The sequence below is a fragment of the Synechococcus sp. R70.1 genome, assembly GCF_047461675.1.
In the GTDB taxonomy this organism is placed as follows: domain Bacteria; phylum Cyanobacteriota; class Cyanobacteriia; order Thermostichales; family Thermostichaceae; genus Thermostichus.
In genome coordinates this window covers 1-18683 of record NZ_JANSHR010000002.1, presented here as the reverse complement: position 1 = coordinate 18683, position 18683 = coordinate 1, and the positions used below count along the sequence as shown (strand labels likewise).

General features: G+C 62.0%; 18 protein-coding genes. 7 read left to right on the top strand and 11 right to left on the bottom strand.

Annotated features, from left to right (window positions below):
* Positions 1–69 precede the first annotated feature (69 nt).
* The gene (locus NW807_RS00110) at positions 70–645 is read left to right on the top strand and encodes a thylakoid membrane photosystem I accumulation factor (protein WP_414424933.1); all 576 of its coding nucleotides are present in this window, start codon (positions 70–72) and stop codon (positions 643–645) included.
* Positions 642–920, top strand: a complete 279-nt coding sequence (locus NW807_RS00105; protein WP_414405491.1) for a hypothetical protein — start codon at positions 642–644, stop codon at positions 918–920. Before NW807_RS00110 ends, NW807_RS00105 begins: the two co-directional genes overlap by 4 nt.
* A 19-nt stretch (positions 921–939) precedes the next feature.
* On the opposite strand, the gene mreD is transcribed toward NW807_RS00105, so the two are convergent.
* The 3 genes from mreD to NW807_RS00090 are packed head-to-tail and all read right to left on the bottom strand — an operon-like array spanning position 940 to position 3345.
* On the bottom strand, positions 940–1533 hold the full coding sequence (gene mreD / locus NW807_RS00100) for a rod shape-determining protein MreD (protein WP_414424932.1): 594 nt from the start codon (positions 1531–1533) through the stop codon (positions 940–942).
* Complete coding sequence (mreC, locus tag NW807_RS00095) at positions 1505–2260, bottom strand: rod shape-determining protein MreC (RefSeq protein WP_414424931.1); 756 nt, start codon at positions 2258–2260, stop codon at positions 1505–1507. Before mreC ends, mreD begins: the two co-directional genes overlap by 29 nt.
* A 56-nt stretch (positions 2261–2316) precedes the next feature.
* Complete coding sequence (locus NW807_RS00090) at positions 2317–3345, bottom strand: rod shape-determining protein (RefSeq protein WP_414393785.1); 1029 nt, start codon at positions 3343–3345, stop codon at positions 2317–2319.
* A gap of 80 nt (positions 3346–3425) precedes the next feature.
* Between NW807_RS00090 and NW807_RS00085 the strand changes: the two genes are divergently transcribed.
* A complete protein-coding gene (locus tag NW807_RS00085; protein WP_414424930.1) occupies positions 3426–3884 on the top strand; it encodes a VOC family protein in 459 nt (152 codons plus the stop codon).
* A 102-nt stretch (positions 3885–3986) separates the two neighbouring features.
* Here NW807_RS00085 and fba read toward each other — a convergent pair whose 3' ends face one another.
* On the bottom strand, positions 3987–5066 hold the full coding sequence (gene fba, locus NW807_RS00080) for a class II fructose-bisphosphate aldolase (protein WP_414393205.1): 1080 nt from the start codon (positions 5064–5066) through the stop codon (positions 3987–3989).
* Positions 5067–5390: 324 nt separating this feature from the next.
* Between fba and NW807_RS00075 the strand changes: the two genes are divergently transcribed.
* The 4 genes from NW807_RS00075 to NW807_RS00060 all read left to right on the top strand — a co-directional run bounded on the left by NW807_RS00075 (position 5391) and on the right by NW807_RS00060 (position 11996).
* Positions 5391–5987 (top strand): hypothetical protein, encoded by a 597-nt coding sequence (locus NW807_RS00075; RefSeq protein ID WP_414393207.1) that lies wholly within the window; start codon positions 5391–5393, stop codon positions 5985–5987.
* A gap of 11 nt (positions 5988–5998) precedes the next feature.
* Positions 5999–8164 (top strand): fused MFS/spermidine synthase, encoded by a 2166-nt coding sequence (locus NW807_RS00070; RefSeq protein WP_414424929.1) that lies wholly within the window; start codon positions 5999–6001, stop codon positions 8162–8164.
* A 116-nt stretch (positions 8165–8280) separates the two neighbouring features.
* Entirely contained in the window at positions 8281–8904 is a 624-nt protein-coding gene (locus NW807_RS00065; RefSeq protein WP_414424928.1) for an NADPH-dependent FMN reductase, read from the top strand.
* A gap of 155 nt (positions 8905–9059) precedes the next feature.
* A complete protein-coding gene (locus NW807_RS00060; protein ID WP_414424927.1) occupies positions 9060–11996 on the top strand; it encodes a GAF domain-containing protein in 2937 nt (978 codons plus the stop codon).
* Here the strand turns inward: NW807_RS00060 and NW807_RS00055 are convergent.
* The 7 genes from NW807_RS00055 to NW807_RS00025 form a co-directional block, all read right to left on the bottom strand.
* Positions 11934–12890, bottom strand: coding sequence for an energy-coupling factor transporter transmembrane component T family protein (locus NW807_RS00055; protein ID WP_414393214.1), 957 nt, complete (start codon positions 12888–12890; stop codon positions 11934–11936). The two genes, NW807_RS00060 and NW807_RS00055, sit on opposite strands and share 63 nt — an antisense overlap.
* Positions 12891–12945: 55 nt before the next feature.
* Complete coding sequence (locus NW807_RS00050; RefSeq protein WP_414424926.1) at positions 12946–14874, bottom strand: SH3 domain-containing protein; 1929 nt, start codon at positions 14872–14874, stop codon at positions 12946–12948.
* Between the two features lie 195 nt (positions 14875–15069).
* Positions 15070–15954, bottom strand: coding sequence for a hypothetical protein (locus NW807_RS00045; RefSeq protein ID WP_414424925.1), 885 nt, complete (start codon positions 15952–15954; stop codon positions 15070–15072).
* A gap of 167 nt (positions 15955–16121) precedes the next feature.
* Positions 16122–16649: a hypothetical protein gene (locus tag NW807_RS00040; RefSeq protein WP_414424924.1), complete on the bottom strand. Its 528-nt coding sequence runs from the start codon at positions 16647–16649 to the stop codon at positions 16122–16124.
* A 47-nt stretch (positions 16650–16696) separates the two neighbouring features.
* Positions 16697–17395: an orotidine-5'-phosphate decarboxylase gene (gene pyrF, locus NW807_RS00035; protein ID WP_414424923.1), complete on the bottom strand. Its 699-nt coding sequence runs from the start codon at positions 17393–17395 to the stop codon at positions 16697–16699.
* A gap of 20 nt (positions 17396–17415) precedes the next feature.
* Positions 17416–17835: a DUF6464 family protein gene (locus NW807_RS00030; protein WP_414424922.1), complete on the bottom strand. Its 420-nt coding sequence runs from the start codon at positions 17833–17835 to the stop codon at positions 17416–17418.
* 314 nt (positions 17836–18149) lie between these two features.
* Positions 18150–18683: polyphenol oxidase family protein (locus tag NW807_RS00025; RefSeq protein ID WP_414424921.1), on the bottom strand; the 534-nt coding region annotated here is incomplete at its 5' end.

The following is an 18683-nucleotide window of genomic DNA, read 5'->3' as shown; positions in this document are numbered from 1 at the left end:
CCCAAGCTGGATCCCAGCCCAGGGGAACAAGGCGGCGCCGTGCAAGTGGCACAATGAGGAAGTCCCCTCTTGCCGGGTTTTCCGACAGGCCCTCTCTTGAATATGCGGCAGCTCCGTCTTCTCCTGCTGGTTGCCTGTTTCCTGTTAACGGGTTGGCTGTCTCCGCCTGCCCATGCTCTTCTCAACGACGACCGCTACGACGGCAACATCTTTGCCCTCTACGGCTCCAATGGGGGCATGGTTCCGCCGCGCGTCTCCCTAAAGCAGGCGAAGGAACAAGGGATCCCGGCCCTTCTTGTCTACTACATCGACGACAGCAGCGATTGCAAACGGTACGCGGCAACGCTCTCCAGGTTGCAGGTTCGCTATGGCCGGGCAGTCTATTTCATTCCTTACTCAGTGGATTCTCTTTTGCCAGGCGATGAGCGCGGCCAGTACTATAGCGGCCGAGTTCCCCAAACCCTTCTTTTTGACTCCCAGGGCAAGCTTGTCTACCACTCCATCGGCAACCGCCCCATCACGGAAGTGGAGAACGCCATTCGGGCTCTTTTCCAGCTGGATCCCCTTCCCCCGGGGGTGATCCAAGCCAAGCCCTTCAACGAAATTCAGACCGGATTTTTCACTCCAGCCAAGACCCAGCCGTGACAGCTCCTCCCGATTCCCCGGATCCGCTTGAGGCTTTGCAAGCAAGGCTTGAGATCTTACAGGCACGGCTAGCCGACCTGCGCCAGCTGGAGCGCCTGTCGCAGCTTTCCCCCGACCAATGGGCTGAGCTCCAGACGGAAGTCAGCCAGCTAGAAGAACGGCTGCAAGCCTATCTGCTGGAAGTGTTTCTCCCTGCAACCTTTTGGCAGGTGGTGCGCTTTGGCGGCCTGGGCCTGCTCCTTGGCATTGCCCTGCAGCGCTGGGTGCTGGGCTAGCTTGCTCTTCCCTCCGCAGCTACTGCAGATCCCGCTCTTGGGAGTGCCAGCAACGGCTAAGAGGCCAGTACAGAGCCGGTGCCCACAAACTACTTAAAATGGCCGAGGTAAGGACATTGCGTTGATGGTTCCACCAGATGCTCTCTAGGGAGCGGGGGCCGGCGCTGCCAAGGCTTCCTAGCGGGGAACTTGCCATGCCTGCCGGGGCAAAGGCCGTCAGCCACATCCATTGCAACGCCATCAGCGTTTCGGCAATCACCACCATGCCAAAGACAATCAAAGCTATGGAGATAAAGTCCTCGTGCATATAGCGCTGTTTCTGCAACCTGGCTGCGAGGATCCCGACCACGGCTAACCCCAGAGCATGGGTAGGATAGGGGTTGGTGAGGGCGTCCTGCAGAAACCCCAGGGTGATCCCGGCAACAGCCCCCTGCCAAGCTTTTCGCCGCACACTCCAGCACACCACCCAAATCAAAGGCCAATCGGGGGTCAAGCCCGCCAGCTCCAAGCCCGGCCCCCGCCACCACGGAGCCACCGCTGCTAACAGCCCTGACAGGAGGGTAACCAGCCAGTTGAGGTGAGGTTTAAGAGGGGGAAGCCGCAGGTTGAGCATAGGGGTAGACCAAGACCCATTCTAGAAACCCTAGCGGCGCCGACAGTTCAACAGTGGCCTGGGGAGCAGGGCTAGCATCTAAGTTAATTGCCCGAACTGTTCCCACGACAATCCCGGCGGGGTAGAGGCTGCTCAGCCCCGAGGTGACCACCACATCGCCCACCTCTACCTGGGGATTTTTATCAAAAAAGTCCAGAATAGCTTCCTGGCTGCCAGTGCCCCGCAAGATACCCATCTGCCGGCTGCGGCTCAGCGTCACCCCCACTCGACTGGTGGGATCGCTAATGAGCAGCACGCGACTGCTGTTGGGGGTTACTGCCTCAACCCGACCAATCAGTCCTCCCGGCGCCACCACCACATCCCCTACCTTGATCCCTTGCCGGCTGCCGCGGTCAAGGGTAAGCTGCTGCCACCAGTGATCGGCACTGCGGCCCACTACGGCTGCCGGGATCTTCACCTGGGGCCCTTGCTCGGCAAGCTGCAGCAGCCGCCTTAGCTCGCGGTTTTGGTGCTGCAACTCGGCTACTAGGGCCTGTAGCTCACGGGTAGCGGCCTGCCGGAGCACCTCCTCGGGATTCACGGCTGGACGGAGTGGGGCCGTGAGCCGAGTGTACGCCTCTACCAGCAGGGATCCCTTCGTTTGGCGCAGGCTTAGGGCGGCCCCTAGGGCCAAAGTAGCTAGGAGCAGCCCCCCAACCTTGCGCCTCCATTGGCGTAGCCGACTCAAGCACTACTCCTCTTAACCACTCCACTCCCACCCAAAATGGAGAGCTGCAAACCCTGCTAGGCCTTGAAGCTGGCACTCAACACCCGACCCAGGGTTTTGAAATCCTCCAAAACTTTCCCCGTGCCGAGCACCACGCAACTGAGGGGATCGGGGGCAATGTGAACCATGATCCCAGTTTCATGGCTAATCAGAGCGTCCAGGCCCTTGAGCAGGGCTCCGCCTCCTGCCAACATGATGCCACGGTCAATGATGTCAGCAGCAAGCTCCGGCGGCGTGCGCTCCAGGGTACGCTTGATGGCCTCCACAATCACTGAGAGAGGCTCGGCCATGCTCTCGCGGATCTCGGTGCTTTTGACCGTCACGGTACGAGGCAGGCCCGAGAGGAGGTGCAGCCCCCGCACTTCCATGCTCAGCTCTTCCTGAGTGGGGTAGGCAGAGCCAATTTGAATTTTGATCTCTTCGGCGGTGCGCTCCCCAATGGTAAGATTGTGGGCTTTTTTCATGTACTGGATGATGGCTTCGCTCAGCTCATCTCCTGCCACCCGCACCGATTCGCTCAGCACGATCCCTTGCAGGCTGAGGACAGCCACCTCAGTAGTGCCGCCGCCAATGTCGACAATCATGTTCCCTACGGGCTCCTGCACCGGTAGGCCAGCCCCAATTGCCGCTGCTACCGGCTCATCCACCAGGTACACTTCCCGCGACCCCGCCTGCAGGGCTGCCTCCATCACCGCCCGCCGCTCCACACCGGTCACCCCACTGGGGATGCCAATGACAATGCGCGGCGCAATCAGGTAATGACCTCCGTGTACCCGCTGGATGAAGTGCTTGAGCATCATCTCTGCCGTGTCAAAGTCGGCAATCACGCCATCCCGCAGAGGGCGCACGGCAACAATGTTGCTGGGGGTACGGCCCAGCATCTTTTTGGCCTCTTCCCCTACCGCCAGAAGTTGCTTGGTGTTTTGGTCGATGGCCACTACAGAAGGCTCTTGCAGGACAATGCCGCGCCCGGCCACGTAGACCAGCGTGTTGGCCGTGCCCAAGTCAATGCCCATGTCACGGGAAAAGCGGCTAAATAGCCCCAGCACGGTAGGTTGCTCCAGTTTTTTGCTTTGTAAAGAGGCAGCAAGTCTTGCTACCTACTATAGTTCAACCTTGGGAAAGAATGGAAAAGCAAAAGGGGGCTAGGGTTGCCATGGAGATTGCCGCGGCTTTGTTCAGCTTGGCCACCCCCAACTTACCTCGCTTGCTGCGCTTTTACCAAGCCCTTCTGGGGATCCCGCCCCAGGTTCGGGTTCCTCCCCAGGGAGAGCCGGTGTATGGGGAGTTTCGGCTGCCGGGACTGCGACTGGGCCTCTACCACAGCCGTGAGCCAGAGTTGGCAGTCCCAGGAAGGGCAGCCAGCCTCTGCCTGCAGGTGCGGGATCTAGCTGGATACTTGGGATCCCTAGCGGCGGTGTTGACCGAGTACCAAATCTCCCCTTCCCCTCTGCGCCAGGCCTTTCACGGCCAAGAGGTGGAGCTGCGGGATCCCGATGGCAATCGCATCGTCCTGCACCAGCCTTCGGCCCCTTTCTGGGAGGCAATGGCCCTAGGCCCGATCCCTCAAGAGTCCTGGAGCTAACTGCACCTGGAACTGCCGCACTGCCAGGGGCAGGGTTTGTGCAAAAAATAGCCCCCTCCTTACAGAGGAGAGGGGAGCGATGAGAAGCTGGGCAAGCGATCCCTAGACCACAGCGGTCTTCTTCACCTGAGCCGACAGAGCGCCGGAGGCGTACTTAGCCGCCATCTCATCTAAGGTAACGACCGGAATTTTGGTGCCGTGACCGGCGCAGCCAAAGGCAATGTAGCGCTCGGCGCACACCTTTTGCATTTCCTTGATGGAAGGCTTGAGGAAAGAGCGGGGATCAAAGTCTTTCGGGTTCTCGGCCAGCGCGCGGCGCACCGCAGCCGTAATCGCTAGGCGGTTGTCCGTGTCGATGTTAATTTTGCGCACCCCATTTTTGATGGCCCGCTGGATTTCTTCAATGGGCACACCGTAGGTTTCGGGGATAGAGCCGCCGTACTGGTTGATGATGTCAATGAGCTCTTTAGGCACCGAGGAGGAGCCATGCATCACCAAGTGAGTGTTGGGCAGACGGCGGTGGATCTCCGCAATGCGATCGATGTCCAGGATGTCCCCCGTAGGCCGGCGGGAGAACTTGTAAGCGCCGTGGCTGGTGCCGATGGCTACGGCCAGCGCATCCACCTGGGTTTGCTCCACAAAGTCCACCGCCTGATCCGGGTCGGTAAGCAGTTGGTCGCGGCTAAGAGCCCCTTCGGCGCCGTGGCCGTCTTCCGCCTCGCCGCGGCCCGTCTCTAGTGACCCCAGGCAGCCCAGTTCCCCTTCCACCGTCACGCCAACCGCGTGGGCCACCTTCACCACCTCAGCAGTAACGGCTACGTTGTACTCATAGCTGGCCGGGGTTTTGGCATCTTCTTTGAGGGAGCCATCCATCATGACGCTGGTGAAGCCATTGCGGATGGCAGAGTAGCAGGTGGCGGGGCTGTTGCCATGGTCTTGGTGCATGGCCACGGGGATGTGGGGATAGGTTTCCACCGCCGCCAGGATCAGGTGGCGCAAAAAGTGTTCGCCCGCATACTTGCGCGCCCCTCGAGAGGCTTGCAGGATGACTGGACTGTTGGTTTCATGGGCAGCCTGCATGATTGCTTGGATCTGCTCCATGTTGTTGACGTTGAAAGCTGGAATGCCGTAGTCATGTTCGGCGGCATGATCCAGCAGGATGCGCATGGGAACAAGAGCCATCGCTTACCTCCTGAGGTGCTGACTTGATGCGTTTGAGATTTGCTTACTGTTAATCCTAAGGTATCTTTTACGTTTTGCGGGACAAGATCCCGGGATTTGGGGATCTCGCTGAACAATCCCTGCCACTGTTGGCTGCAATGTCCACGCTTAGGCGCACCAGGCGGCCTGAGAGACCCAGATACACTGGAGGAGTATTGCTTGACATTTTGCTTGCGTTCGCTTGTGCGGAGGCGTGAGAAAGTGGACTTCAATCCATGGCGGGTCTTGGGTGCCAAGCAAGGCAGGAAACTCGCCGGTCGAGATCCAAATCGCAGAAAACGGCGTTTGGCTTTGGGGGTAGGCTGGGCCCTCACCTGCTGGTCAGTGGGCCTTTCGGCAGTAGCTTGGGGGATCCCAGGGCAAGCGCCAAGTCAGGTGGCTAGCTGGGTAAAAGACAACCCGGTGCTGCGGCCCCGCCCGGGCGAGACGTTAAACATCCATCGGGTGGAGCCGGATGGATCCCGGTTTACTTTCTTGGCCTCAGTCGCCCCGCCAGGCCGGATCATCAACCCCCTGGATCGGGAGACGATCCGCTCGGAACGGATGACCTTTTTTCGCCCGCAAGGGCTGACGGCAGAGGATCTCTTTCGAGCTATTCGCGAGGTCTATGGCCCGGAGATCGCCGCCGATTTGGATCAGGCAGTGGAGGTCATCCGCTACCCGGCCCCTGCGGCCCTGGCTGGCAATCCCGGCTATAGCCTTGCCTTGGCCACGCAAGGCGTGGTGCTGCGGGGAAAGCAATTGGTGTATTGGCTAGAGCTGACGCAAAACCCCGATGGCCGCGTGCAGCAAGGGCAAGTGTGGGTGTTCCAAGAAGAATGGCTGCCTAAGGTAGAAGAGGAGCTGAGGCAGCGCTTCCCCTTGCAAGTCAAGGCCCGCTGAAGGGAGCAGCGGTGGTCTGGCTGGTTGGCCTTACGTTGTTTGCCAGCGCTTTCTGCCTCTTCTGGGGGCAGTTGTTGGTGGGCAAGTTGCTGCTGCCGCTGTGGGGAGGATCCCCCCTGGTGTGGAATACCTGCCTGGCCTTTTTCCAGCTTGTCCTGCTATTGGGCTACCTGTGGGCGGATTGGCTGGGGCGGGGCCGCCATCCCGAGCGGGGCGTGCTGATCCACGGGATCCTCATGCTGGCGGGGCTTAAGTTTTTGCCTTTTGAGTTCAGGAGCCACCCGCAGCCGGAGGAGGCCTTTCCTCCCCTAGCCCTCTTGGCCAACTTGGCAGTCGGAGCAGGGGTGCCGCTATTGCTCCTCTCGGGAACGTCGCCCCTGCTGCAACGGGGGCTGGGCAAGAGTAAGAGGGATCCCTACGGACTCTATGGAGCCAGCAATGCCGGCAGCTTGGCGGGACTGCTGGGTTATCCGCTGCTCTTGGAGCCGCGGCTGTCTTTGGCTGAGCAAACCCATCTCTGGAGGGGAGCCTATGCGTTGGTGGCCGGATTGGTGCTCCTAGGCGGGGTGGGGCTGCTGCTAAAAAGACAGGGGACAGATCCCTCTGCCCTAGGGGAGCCAGTCGCAATCGGCAGAGCGGAGCCTAGCTTCTGGGGGAAGGGCTGGCGCTGGGCTGGCTGGGCCTTCTTACCGGCGGGTTTGGTGGTGGCAGTCACCACCCTCCTGACCACCGATGTGGCGGCGGTGCCCTTGCTGTGGGCCATCCCCCTGAGCATTTACCTAGTGACCTTTATGCTGGCCTTCGGCGGCATCCATCCCAACGAGTTGGCTTTGGGGACGACAGCTTTGCTGGCCTGCGGGGCGATAGGGGCGCAGGTCATGGGCTGGGTGAAGCCTTGGTCTGCAGTGTTGCCTCTACATCTAGGGGCTTTTGGCTTGGTGAGCTGGGCCTGCCACAGCCAGTTGGTCCGCTGTCGGCCGCCAGCCCAGCAGTTGACCCGGTTTTACCTGTGGCTGGCTTTGGGAGGGAGCTTGGGGGGCCTGTTTGCTGCTTTGCTAGCACCCCAGGTGTTTGAGGCGGTGCTGGAGTATCCACTCCTCCTGAGCCTGGCGCTGGCAGCCTTGGCGCCCCAGGGAGGACGGTTGGGCCTAGGGCTGGGGTTGGGGTTGCTCCTGCCTCTTCTGCTGGTGCACTTTCGTTTCCAGGCGCTCTTTCACCTTGGAGCAGTCGTAGGGCTGGGCTTGGGCTGGGCGGTGCTGGCCCTAGGGGGAGAAGGCGGGAGGGGATGGCTGTGCCGCCTGGGGGTGACCATGGGTTTGGTTTTGCTGCTGGGACAGCTCTGGCTGCCGCCGGGGCTGCAGGTAGTAGCCAGCGAGCGCAGTGTCTTTGGCCTCCATCGCCTTGTGGAGTACCGCAACGAGGCGGGATCCTTCCGCAGCCTCCTGCACGGCACCACGCTGCACGGCAGCCAAAACCTGGATCCCCAGAAAGCCCTGGAGCCGCTCACCTATTTTTCCCGCCCAGGGCCGGTGGGCCAGGCGCTCCGGCGGTGGCGGGCGCAGCTAGGCCCTTCTCCGGCTCAGGTTGCGGTGTTGGGGCTGGGGATCGGCACCTTGGCCGCCTACGCCGAGCCGGGGGATGAGTGGACCTTTTTCGAGCTGGATCCCACCGTGGCCAACTGGGCAGGCCGCTACTTTGCTTACCTCGACTGGGCCAGCCAGCGGGCGCGGGTGCGGGTGATTCTGGGCGATGCCCGCCTCCGCCTGCAAGGGATCCCCGATGGCAGCTATGACCTACTGGTGATGGATGCCTTTAGCTCTGACGCTGTGCCCCTGCATCTGCTCACCCAGGAGGCCCTGACCCTCTACCTCAGCAAGCTCAAGCCCCAGGGCTGGCTACTTTTTAACATCACCAACCGCCACCTGAATTTGGCGCCAGTGTTGGCCGCCTTGGCCAGAGAATTGCAGCTTTCCGCCTGGCATCAAGCCCAGGAAGATCTCACCGCTGCCCAGCGCCAGGCGGGGCTGGCCCCTTCCCATTGGGTGCTGGTGACCAAGGGTTCCCTTGCTTTGCAGAGCTTCGACGGGGATCCCTGGCAGCCCCTTCTGCCCCAAGCCGGGGATCCCCTCTGGCGGGATGATTTTTCCAACCTGCTGCAGGTGCTCCGCTGGTCCTAGAGCTCTTGGTCTAGGAGGGGTGGAATTGGCAGAAATCGGGGAGGGACCACAGGACAGAGTTAGTATGAGTTATGATTGTTTGCAGCGTAACTGATATCTATCCGTGAGCACGGCTTATGTCTTCCTCAACTGGGCAAGCCCCCACCGCCGACTCTCAAACCGTCCTGACTGCAGCCTCTGCACCTTGCTTTGTGGCCATTGGTGGCAGCCTGCGGCCCAACTCCCTGACCTATCGGGCCCTGGAGGTAGTGCGGCGCGAGTTCGAGAAGCTGGGGATACCGCTGCACCTTCTTGATTTGCGGCAGATGAAGTTGCCCTTTGCCGATGGTTCGGAATCCTACCCCGACTATCCCGATGTGGAGGTTTTGCGGGCAACGATGAAGCAGGCCGATGGGATCATTCTGGCCAGCCCGGAGTACCACGGCAGCATCAGCGGCAGCCTGAAGAATGCTCTGGATCTGCTGAGCTTTGAGCACTTGGAGGGCAAGGTCTTTGGGCTCATCAGTGTCTTGGGCGGCGAGAGCAACAGCGACACCCTTAACCAAATGCGCCTGATTGTGCGGTGGCTGCACGGTTGGGCGATCCCAGAGCAAATTGCCATCGGGCGGGCTTGGAGTGCCTTCGATGAGCAGGGCAACCTCAAGGACGAAAACCTGCGGCAGCGCTTCCAGCGCTTTGTGCAAAGTCTGGTAACCAATACGTCCAAATTGCGCGGGATCCCTCTCGTAACCAGGCAGTGAGGACTGCAAGTTAGCTCTATTGACGGCACAATACCCTGCAGGGGCATCTCCAACTGCCTTGGAAATGTTGGCTTCCAAGAAACAGCAGGGTTAAGGTGAGCCAAGAGGGGGCTGGGCCTGCTTTCCCTCAAACCTGCCCAGCCAATGCTTGAACTATGGTTCAGTCTGTTTCTCCTCACTCTAGTGGAGCGGGGGCAGTCTCTCCGCTGGTGGCCCTACAGGCAACCTTGCAGCAGATGCGGGAGCAGACCGACGCTAAGGCCCTGATTCAGCTCACGCTGGAGTATGTCAAGGCAGTGTTTGGGGCGCCGCTAATTTGGCTAGCCCTCTACGACCATGCCAATCACCAGTTGGTGGGCCAAGGTGGCGTGACCCTGCGAGAGGAGGATCGACCTCTCTTGCAAGCTGCGTATCCCCTACAGCCGGGGGAGATCCTCGAGCAGGTGGTGTTCGAGCAGCGGCCCATCAGCGTGCCCGACCTTTCCCAGGAGCCGCGCATGGGCCTTTGGCAGCGAGAAGCCAAGCGACTGGGCGGGATCCAAGGCTGCTTCATCTACCCCTTCTCTACGGTAGGGCGGCGGCGCTGCCTGGGGATCCTGATGCTGGGATCCCAACTGTGGGGCGCTACTACCCACGAGGAGGAAAAGGCGCTCCTGGGGATTTTGCTGGGGCAGTTGGCAGCCTCTTTGCAGAAGCTGGAAGATGCCTGGAAACGGCAGGCCGAAAAGCGCTTTGAAGAGTCGCTCCTGAGATTGGGGGCGGCGATGTGCCAGGCGGGATCCTTGCAAGAACGGGTTAGCCTGGTTACCCAGGAGCTGCAGTCCTGCTTGGGCGCCGTTCACATCCAGGTGTACTGGCACAAGCCCAGGGAGGGACGGTTTGTTCCCCATGAAAGCGCCGCTAGGCCTACTCCTGCCCCCACTGCCAGAGGAACCAAAGCCGGGGTAATCCCGATGGAAGAGGGCAGCCTTGCGCTCCGGGAATTGGGAAACCTGTACTCCTCTCTTGCGGCAGGCCAGGTGGTGGTGGGCGACCTGGAGACAACCCGCGCCGAGGTTCCCCTCAAGTTGATGCAGCAGTGGCGAGCGCAGTCGGCTTTGGCCGCCCCGATCCGGCTGCAGCAGGAGCTGCTGGGGTTTATCTGGGTGCAGTCGGAGGTGCCCCGCACCTGGCAAGCTGCCGAGCGCCAGTTGGTGGCCGCTGCCGCCCATGGGCTGGCCTTGGCCACTCCTCTGGAAAATCTGGATCGTCGCCTCCGCCAGTTGGCCGACGACCAGGAGTTCGTGCATCAGGTAGGCCAGGCCCTCTCCAACCCGGCCCAGCTGCAGCGGGCTCTCCAGCAAGCGGTGGTTGGCCTGGGCCAGCGCCTGCAAGCCGCCGCGGTAGCGGTGTTGACGCTGGATCCCAACCAACCTATCCCCCGCCTCTTCTACGAGTACCGCAGCGAGGGCCAGCAGGCTTTGCCGCAGCAGTTTAGCTCCCTCAGCGAGCAAGATTGGCAGGATCTGTTGCGCAGCGAGGTGGTGGTGGCAGAAAACTACGACCAAGATCTGCGCCTGCTCTCCTGGCGGCAGGAACTGGCCCCTCTGGGGGTACGTTCCCTCATGCTCACCCACACGGAAGTCGGCGGCTCTGCCACTCCCGCTGCCCTTCCGCAAGGGCTGATCCTGGTGCTCCATCCCCAGCGGCGGGCCTGGAGCCGGGAAGAACGGCAACTGCTGCGCGGGATCGCCCAACCCGTGGGCCTGATCCTGAGGCAAATCCAACTGGAACAGCGGCGGCAACGGCAAGAGCAACTGTTCAACGGCCTGGTTGCTGCCTGTCTGACGCTGCAGAACCTGACTACCCTGCCGGAGCTCTACGCCGCCACCGTCCACCAGACGGCCCAAGCGTTGGGGATCCCCTTGGCGCTGGTGGTGAGTTGGCAGCCAGGGGAGAGCCGGGCCCGCTTGCAGCCGCCTTTTGCCGCCGCCCCCGCGTTTTACCCCACCGGCCCCACTGAGATCGATCGCCAGGATCCCTTGCTGACCCGCGCGCTGCAGGCAAGAGGACCCCTCCAGCTTTCCCAAGACCAGATCCCAGCTGCCAGCCGCACCTGGTTGAACTCGACGGGCCTGGGATCCTGGCTGCTGCTGCCGCTGGGCGAGGGCGGCCCCGAGACTGGCGACTCCCCTGGTCTGGAGCCACTGGGGGTTTTGATCCTGGGAGCAGAGGCAGACAAGGTTTGGGAGCCGGAGGAGCAGGCGGCAGCGACGGTGATTGCCCAAACCTGCGGCTGGACGCTGCGGCGCTTGCTTTGGGTACAAACGCTGCAGGAGCGGCAGGAGGTGCTCAGCGAGCTGAACTGGTACAAGCACCGCCGCCTGCTGGATCTGCAAAGCGCCTTGCTGGACAGCCTGCGCCGCCTAGGCCAGGTGCCAGCAACGCCAGGAGACGAGGCCACGCGCTGGCAAAAGGTGGTGGAAATTGCCAGAGGGCTGCGGGATCTGGCCGCCTCCGTGGAGCCCTTGTTGCAGGCAGAAACCTGGCAGGCGCAGCCGCAGTTGCAGTCGCTGTCTGTGGCTACTTTGGTGCGCAAGAGCCTGCGCCGGCTGGAGGGTCTGGCCCAGAAACGCAAGCTGTGGCCGCGCGCCCACGGCGACCTGAGCCTTGCTGTTTGGGGGGATCCCGGACGCCTGGAGATGGTCCTCTGGGAGGTGCTGGTTGCCGCTGCTTTGCGCAGCCCGGAGGGGGGGCGGCTGGATCTGTGGAGCCGGGTCGCCGTTGGCGAGAGCGGTGCGGAGCACTCTGGCTATGCAGAACTGCTGGTGGTGGATCAGGGCCGCTTTGACCCCCACCTGCTGGCAGCCCTGCAAGGGGATCCCCAGCAGGTCGTCTCTGCCGATCCCTTGTTCCAGTCCCCGCTAGCGGCCAGCCCCGGCTTGGAGCTTAGCCTTTGCCAGCGGATTGTGCAGCGCCTGGGGGGGCAGCTGTCTTTCTACCTCTCCTCTGATGGGTGCTCGGTTTCCCAGCTGCTCCTGCCGCTATCTTTAGGGCGACAAAGCTCTCAGCAGCCAAAACAGGGGCAGGAGGGCCAGCGCTCCTCGATCTAGCCGCCGTAGCTGCAGACGGTGCCAGCGCAGAGGATGGTCGGGACCAGTTAGCCCTCGAGCTTGCATGGCCGCCGCTATCTCCTGCGCTCGCAGGAGCAGGTTTTCAAAAAAGCGCTCCACCAAAGCCAGAAGGGTTTGCATTCCACCCCGAAAGCTGAGGGATCCCCAGCGCACATCGCGGGTGCGCACCGCCCGCACCAAGTTCTGGACTTCCTCCATCACCAGCGGCAGGAAGCGGAGGGCCAAGGTGAGGGTGAGAATCACCTCGGCAACCGGCCAGCCCCAGCGCTGGAGAGGCTGTAACAGCCGGGCAATCCCCGCCGTAATTTCCTCGGGGGCGGTGGTCAGCAAGAACAGATTGGTGGCATAGAGCAGGGTAAAGATGAGGGTACCCAGCCGCAGAGCTACGGAGAGGGAACGCCGCGAGACTTGAAACGTTCGCCCTAGCAGGGAAACCTGCAGCAAACGGTAGCGGTAGGGAACTGGCCAGGCACGGGTTTGCTGCTGCCAGGCCTGGCTGGCCGCTGCCCTCTCCTTCACCTCCAGGTTGGAGTTGGAGATAAGTCCATAGCCCACCACCTGCGCATCCTGCCGCTGCGGCTGGGGGAAGACCCCTAAGCCATCGGGGGCGAAGCTGGTGATCCCAAAAGCAAGCAGGCTGAGGGCCAACACCAGCGAAAGCTGGCCCGACCAGACCCGGCGCGGCAGACGGGCTGCTACCGTCAAGAGCAGGAGAACCGCCACCACGGCCAGCCGCCAGCCACTGCTGGCCAAAATTGGGCTGAGGAGAAAGCTAAGCAACCAGGCCAACTTCACCCGCGGGTCAAGACAGTGCAGCCAGGTGCGCGGCTCTTCCAGATAGATCCCTAGCGGGGCATTGCGCAGAATATCCACCACCGGAAAGCGGGAAACAAGCTATTGCCTGGGCAAGGCAAATGGCAGAAAAGGCTTAGAGTCGCTCGACCAAGCGAGTTGAGCCCGATTGAGCGGCAATCCACCCTCCTGGCGCCCCCTCTTGCTCAACGCGCAACCAGACAGGTACCCGTCCTTCACCTACTCGCACCTCTACCACCCGCAGTAAAGCTTGGCGGGGGGCCGTCCCGACAATGGCTCCGCTTAGGCTAGGCTGCTGGCGGATATTGATGCCATCGTTGGAGATCACCCGCACCCGTTGGACTCCTTGCCACTCAGCCAGGGGGCCAATCAACTCAGGCTCAGGCGAGGGCTTGGCCTGATCCGAATTCTCAAGAGCAACCGGTGGCTGCTCCAGTTGCACCTGGGGCTGTTCCAGCGGCGGTGGTGGGGTGAACAGGCTGCGCAGTATCTGCCAGCTAACCACGAGGGAGAGAATGCCCCCGCCGACCACGGCAGCCAAACGAAGGTGGAGGGAGGGGGCAGGACGCTCAGGCCGACTTCGTCTAGAACCCAAGTGGCTGCGGTGGTGACGCTCCACCTCCTGCAGCCCCCTCTTGTAGGCCTGAAGGCTCCCTTCTGATGGGGGAGAGCTGGCTGGCTCCCCGTCCCATGGAGCAGGCCACTTGGGCAAGTGCGACGGCTCTTGGGAAACTCCCTGCGGGAAGGGAGCAGGCGGGTGGTTGGCCCCCCCAGCAGCGGGCGGCTGGGATAGAGGCAGGGTAGGAGGTGGAGATAGGGTACCTGCTGGCGAGCTCTCGCGGCTAGGCATCTCGTCCAGGTAAGCCTGCACCTGAGGGTTGTCGAAGTAGGCTTTCAGGCTAGCCTGGGCAGGATCCAAGGCGTAAAACTCTGGGAATACCTCATCCTGGAACCACTTTTCCGTAAAGCGACAGAGGCCTGGCAATTGATCCGGGGATCCGGCAGAGTGCTCCTCAATAAACTGCAGGGCTTCGGTTTCCTGACTGGCGCGTAGGTGACTAAGGGCTTCTTCAGTTTGCCCCAACAACAAGCTGCAGATAGCTTGCTCCAGATGCACATCTTGCCGCTGGGCGAGGCGAATCAGGTAGCCGCGCGCCCGCCGCACTAGAGCTGGCCGTTTCTCCACGTAGCCCGCTGTCAGCAGCACCTGCGCAGCCAAGTAGGCAGCGACCAAGGAAGGGCGCTCCGCCTCTTGTTCAAAAAGCTCCTGCTGTTCTTTCAGGGTGAGGTAGCGGCGCACGCGCTGGATGAAGCGTAAGAAATCTTCCGTACTCAAGCCAGAGCCATCTTGCCCACCGCCCTCAATGCCGCCCCGCTCGTCGAGCATGGCCTTGAGGAGAGCCAGCCCCTGCTGCCGCGCCAGGGCAGGAGCTGCAGCTACTCCTTTGCCCATGGCAGCTGGGGCATTGGGGTCAAGGAGCTGCAAAATGCGGTAGGGGCGCAGCTTGCCCAGGTCGATGCGGAGCTCTGCCTGGAGCTGAGGAAAAGCCTGACACTCCTCCAGTTCGGCCAAGCCTGTCTGCAAAGAGTGCGCGGCTTCTTCATAGGCTCCTTGTCGCCAGGCTTCCCGGCCTAGCTCTAAACGGGCCACGGCCCGCCCCAAAATGGCATCAGAACGGGCGGGGTGTCCTTGATCAAGCATTTGCTGAGCCAAGCTTAAAGCCGCTGGGTACTCTCCAACTTCACAGCACAGGCACAGCACTCCCGGCAGAAGGGCCTCGTCCACCGTCAGGGTGGGATGCGCTAGGGTTAGGTGTTCGTCGTAGCTGCGCCGTGCCTCAGGGTCGAGCAGCACAGAAGCGGCCTCCTGGACAAGCTGGGCACGAGCCTCCACGGCCTGCGGCGAGAACCCCACTAGCCAAGAACGTTCGCCTGGCCTGAGCTCGCGGCGCTCTTGGTAAGCCTGTTCGATCTGATGCTTGTCTGCCCGTGGCGACAGCATCAAGATTCGGTAGTAGTCGAGGGGCACCCGCACCGTCATCATCTCTTACGTTGTTCTCCTGCTTGGGTCGTCGGGGTGGCGTTTTTGAACACCTGACCCGCCTCGACCTTAACTGTAGTCCTTTTCCTTAACAAAAGGGATCCCCCTGGAAGAGCTGGGGCAAGAGGCTAAGGGTCTAACTTGGGGCGCCTCAGCGCTCGGGTTTGGAGCTGGGATCCCTCAGCGAGTGAGAGTGCCCTAGGCCAACGCTTGCCACGACAGCAAGAACGAGCTGACCAAAAGCAGGGATCCCAACAGCCGCCGCCAGCCCCTCCAGGGAATCTCCGCCAAGACACCGCCAGCGCTCAGGCACAAGAAGGGCAGGGCCACTAGGCCCCAGCGGGCGCTTTGTTGCAGGAGGTACAGGGGCGGCTCCCCCCGACCCTCCAGCCAAGTTGCTAGCAGGCCCATCCAGAGGGCATGGCCCAAGCCGGCCAGGCTGAGCAAAGTTTGTTGGCGTTCTTCCCAAGGCCAGCCCAGCCGCACCAAGGCTAGCCCTAGGGGCAACATCAAAGTAGCCAGCGTAGGCAGGCCAGTTGGGCCTCTGGGCGAATAGGATCCCATGGCTGGAGAGAGAGTCTCTGTTCCCCGGAAGCGATCCCCAAGCCCCTCCGCCCCCCCGAGCCAGGAGAGGCCCATCACCAACAGCAGCAAGGCTGATCCCTGCAACCCTTGCCGCGGCCGGTGTTGGCTAATCCACAGCAGCGCCCAGAGCAAGGCCAAGGGCCAAACTCGGTAGCTCAGCCCACAGGCCAGCGCCAACCCCTCCCAGCGCAGGCGGGATCCCGGCCTAATGCCGCTGCTAGTTAGTAAGACCAGGAGAGCGAGGATCTCGCTGCTCGGCTCCAACCCCTGGGTCAGCACCCAGGGGCTAAGCCCCCACAGGCCGGCGCTCCAGAAATTGCCCCAGCTCCAACACAACAGTAGGATGGCTAGACAGGCTAGGGTCGACAAGGTTGCCAGCAGTCCTTGCGGCGGGATCCCGCTTTTTTGCCCTAGCCAAGGCAAAAGTTTCTCTGCCAGCCAGTGGTAGAGGGGGAGTTCCAGCGGAGCAAGGGATCCCTCAGCGCTACTGGCAGGCAAAACGCGCCACCACGCTTCCTGAGCCGGTTCTGCTAGAAGGCGAAGCCGTTGCCCAAAGAGCAGTCCTACTCCCCCGCACAGCAGGCAGGGGCCTATCCAACTCAGCTTGGCCGGCTGCCGGCGCCGGAGTAGCCGTTTGCCCTGAGGAGGCATGGCGGGAGGAAACCTCACGGAGAAGAGGGCATAGTCAACTCTAGATCGCCTGCTGAGGGACACCCCGACTGCTGCCAACGGCGGATAGCTTGGGCGGTGAGCCCGTTTGTAACATCGCGAACGGGGATCCCGGCTCCAGTTACTCGGAGGCGCACCAACTGCCAGGGATCTCCTGGTTTATCCCGCAATACACAGGCCTCATAGGCCAGATGCAGGGTTTCGCTGCGCCGTCCCGCTAGAGGGTTGTCCGGCTGCGGCGGCTGCCGAGGGAGAACCAAGCGGCGCTCCAGCGTGGTGAAGTAGAGGCAAAAGCCCTGGGCAGTGGAAGCGGCTGGGCTATCCGCCAACTCCTTGGCAGCAAGAGGCTCGACCTGCGGCTGGCCCACGAGCACCACCTGAAACTCTGAGCGGGAGCGGCTCAGGGCTAAATTGAGAAACAAAGGCAACTGGGCCGTCAGGGCCTCAGACCAAGTTTGGGGATCGCTGGCACAGACTTCTCCCCTGGCTAGTGTAGGAGCGAGGCCGGACAGTCCCAAAACCACTGCTAGAGCAGCTCCTCGCCTGCCCCTCAACGCCATTTCCCCAACCCTCAGCCCACAGTCTCCACCAGCGCCTGAAAGCGTTGCCAGGCTGCCAGAGGATCGGCAGCTGCCGTGATGGGGCGACCCACCACCAGATAGTCTGCCCCCGCCTGCAGGGCTGTTGCAGGGCTACAAACCCGCCGCTGGTCGTCCCCTGCCTCTGGATCCCCCAGTCGGATCCCTGGGGTTACCAGCAGAACCTCCGGCCCCAGAGCTTGGCGCAGCCGCCCCACCTCCTGAGGAGAGCAGACCAGACCCCTCAAGCCCTGTTCCAAGGCCAGCTGGGCCAACTGCAACACATAGTCGCCGGGATCCCGCTCGATGCCCAGCTCCCGCCGCACCTGTTCAGGGCCAAGGCTGGTTAAAAGGGTAACTGCTAACAGCCGACAGGAACTGCCCTGGACGGCCGTTGCGGCTGAGTGCAACATGGCGCTCCCGCCGGCCGCATGGACGGTCAGCAAGTCCACCCCATGGCCAACGGCTACTTGGACTGCCCGCCCCACTGTGCGGGGAATGTCGTGCAGCTTGAGGTCCAAGAAAATGCGCTTGCCCCGCTCCTTCAGGGCTTGCAGAATTGGAGGGCCAACTGCCGTAAACAGCTCCAGGCCCACCTTCCACCACTGCACTTGGGGTAAACGCTCCACCCACTCCAGCGCCTCCTCAAGGGAGGAGGTATCTAGAGCAACAATAAGGCGGCTATCCTGCATAGCCCACGCCCTCAGGCCAGCTAGCGCGCAGGGCCCTCCTCCCGCGGCTCATAGTGAGGACAGCCCTTGCAAGGGCCATAGGGGTTGACGGCACAGCGCAGTTGCGGGGAAAGGGCATTGTAGCGACAGGTGGGATCCCCAATCCAGCCAGGCGGCGAAGCGATATAGGTATAGACAACTACGCCTCCAAATCCCCAGGGGCTGACGAAAAAGCGGCTGGTGCTAAAGGACTGCCCCTCGGCAGGGTTAGACGCTTCCTCTGGGCGCTCGGGTTCCTCCTCCAGCCGCCAAAAGGTTTCCCACTGCCTGAGGGTTTGCTCGATAGGGGTGGCCAGCTGTTCTCCCAGCTCCCTCAAGGCGGCTTCTAGAGCAGCAAGGCCTGCCTCTGCCGCCTGCCTAAAGGCTGCCACCCATTCTTCCGAGAGCTGCTCCCAATCCATGCTGCAGCGACCTGAGGGCTTCCTTTAATACCTTAGCCGCTTGCTTAGGCGATACGGCCAACTTTCTCCGGCAATTGCCCCTGCAGACATTGGCGCGGGTATGCCACTTCGCCTGCCTCTGCGCCGAGGGAATGCTGGGCTCGCGACTTGAATTCTTCTCAAGGTTTAGTTGCCGTACGCTGTCGCGGTTGAAGCCTGTCACAGAGGTCTGGGCTGCAGCTTCCCGGCCACCAACAAGCAAGAGGGACAAAACTATCCACGATAATCCCCTAAGGGCAGCGCGGCGCATCTTGAGACTGGGCAGCGGGGGCAGTTCAATCATGGCAGCTCTCTTGGGCAGCTGGCGGCTTGTCCAAGGCCGCTTTGGGCAGCCCAATCCCCGACCACTGCACGCAACGGCGGCCCTCTTCATCCTCCAGGGATCCCTCGCGGCGATAGGAAAAGAAATCCTGGGGCTGGCCAAAGGTGCAGTGGGGACTGATGGCAATGTGCTCAGGCGGGATCCCTTGCGCTTGGGCCTGGGCAGAGTTGACCCAGCGCAGATCCAGGCGAACCTTGCCAGGGATGGGATCAGGCCAGAGGGCAAGCTGCGGATCCACGCCTGCCGGCAGCGTCTGCAGCACCTTGTCAGCCACTGCTTGGGAAACTTGGTAGGCTGGCCCGGAAATGGCTGGCCCCAGGGCAATGCGGATTTCCTCGACAGGGATCCCCCCCCCAAGAAAGACCTGGAGCACCTTGGGCAAGATGCCGGCAGCCGTCCCCCTCCAGCCAGCGTGAACTGCTGCCACCCACCGGCGACTGGCAACCAGAATCGGCACACAGTCAGCAGTACCAACCCAGGCAGAGTC